General features: G+C 39.9%; 3 protein-coding genes and 1 pseudogene. All 4 read right to left on the reverse strand.

Translation table 11 applies throughout. The features are described from left to right. Positions 1 to 286, reverse strand: a pseudogene (locus C9J37_RS27475) (hypothetical protein); the annotation flags it as partial. Positions 287 to 348: 62 nt separating this feature from the next. Further along, on the reverse strand, positions 349 to 702 hold the full coding sequence (gene tnpB, locus C9J37_RS27480; RefSeq protein WP_107897926.1) for an IS66 family insertion sequence element accessory protein TnpB: 354 nt from the start codon (positions 700 to 702) through the stop codon (positions 349 to 351). Next, positions 699 to 893: a hypothetical protein gene (locus C9J37_RS27485; RefSeq protein WP_107897927.1), complete on the reverse strand. Its 195-nt coding sequence runs from the start codon at positions 891 to 893 to the stop codon at positions 699 to 701. The genes tnpB and C9J37_RS27485 overlap by 4 nt, the downstream gene beginning before the upstream one ends. Positions 894 to 1006: 113 nt before the next feature. Further along, the coding region (gene tnpC, locus C9J37_RS27490; protein WP_107897928.1) for an IS66 family transposase at positions 1007 to 1788 on the reverse strand (782 nt) is incomplete at its 5' end.

The following is a 1788-nucleotide window of genomic DNA, read 5'->3' on the forward strand; positions in this document are numbered from 1 at the left end:
GTAACAGTGTAAGTAATCGTCGCTGTGCTTTGTTCTTCTGTGTGCTCAGATTCGTTAAAAAACGGATCGTCATCGAGCCTTGTCCGTCTGGTGCTTGATACTTTGATTTTTCTGATTTTGAACCGTACAAAGCCTGGGTTAATTGGCGAATTTGTTCTGCGAGTGCCTTGTTTTGGGATAATGATTGATCTAATTTAATTGAAAGTTCTTCGTTTTGCTTTTTCAAATAAGTTAATTGCTCTTCAAATAATTCGATTACTTTATCGTTTGTAGAAACGTTTCCCAAATCATTCACCACATTTCCGTTCAGTATAGTTGTGGATTATTATACCATCTTAATAGCTGGGTTTAAAAGATGCCTTTTGCAGATTTCGTAATCGCTTTTGGTTGCTGAAGTGATAAGCCTTCCAACAACCAACGAAGCTCCTGTTGTGAAAGATTACGCACTTCCTTTTCATCTTTTGGCCATTGCAGTTTACCGTTGTCTAATCGTTTATAAAGTATGGCGAAGCCATCTCCATCAAAATACAAACATTTATAACGGTCTTTACTCGTTCCAGAAAATAAGAAGATGGAATCACTATATGGATCAAGTTTAAAAGAATCCTGAATGAGTGTGGCGAGACCGTCAATACCTTTACGCATATCGGTCTTACCGCAAATAATGTAGATGTTCTGCACACTCGTAAAATCTTGCTTCATTGATTATTCAACTCCTTCAGAATCGTTTGGATGATGCGCTCATCTACGCCATTATAGAAGGAAATTTCAGCACTAGTTGTTTTAATAATGCAGCTCGGCTCAGGAGAGTTTTGTGGTGAAGTTGTTGATGAAGAGTTGTCAGTGATCGGATCTAGTGTCACAGGGACAATTGTTAGTTTGGTAGTTGACATAAAGAAGCACCCCCTCTAATTTAATACATTGTAAGCCCGAAATATAAAAAAAGCGCACCTTTTCGGTACACACGATGAATGGCCATCTCTCCTAATTTTTTTCGGATAGATGGCTAGTTTGCACATGTGGCTTGGATTTTTTTCGACCAAGGCATGTAATTATTTAAAATCTCTGGTTGTTGGTGAATCGGTAAATTTGGCAATTCTGTCATTAACGTCACTAGGTATTGATAGAAATCGATGCTGTTTGCTTTTGCCGTTTCAGCCAAACTTAAACAGATCGCATTTGCTTTCGCGCCTGCTTCACTCACAGAGAAAAGCCAGTTCTTACGACCAATCACATTGGGTCGAATCGCATTTTCAGCTGGATTATTATCGATTTCAATTCGACCATCGAATAGAAAAGCCTTTAATCCGTGTATACGATTTAATGTGTATTCGGCAGCTTTTGCCAGCGCATTTCTCCCGAAGAAAGGCGATTCGTCAACCCATTTTAGAAACTTCTCTATAATCGGCTTTGAATGTTTTTGCCTAGCTTTTCGGCGTTTACCTGGTGAAAGATGCTTGAATTGACGTTCAAGGCGATACAGTTGATCACAGTAATCCACGCCAATTTGCCCGTTTTTGCTATCGGCTTTCAGCCAATAACGTCGTACATGTGCCCAACAGTTAGCGAATGAAACATCAGGCAGATTGCCATAGGCCGAATAACCATCACAAATCACGGTTCCTTTAAAGCCCTCTGTAAATTCTTCTAGTACAGAACGACTTCTCGATAATGCACTTTGAAAAAGAACGATGATCGGTCCTTGACTTGGCACGCTTCGGAACACCCAATTATAGGCGTTCGATTGACCGGATTTTCCGTCTGAACGTTTGATTATTTGCGCATAGG

Source organism: Lysinibacillus mangiferihumi (assembly GCF_003049665.1).
Lineage (GTDB): Bacteria > Bacillota > Bacilli > Bacillales_A > Planococcaceae > Lysinibacillus > Lysinibacillus mangiferihumi.

Excerpts from the sequence above, each read along its gene's own strand:
- tnpB (WP_107897926.1), bottom strand. The coding sequence starts at position 702 with ATGAAGCAAGATTTTACGAGTGTGCAGAACATCTACATTATTTGCGGT.
- C9J37_RS27485 (WP_107897927.1), bottom strand. The coding sequence starts at position 893 with ATGTCAACTACCAAACTAACAATTGTCCCTGTGACACTAGATCCGATC.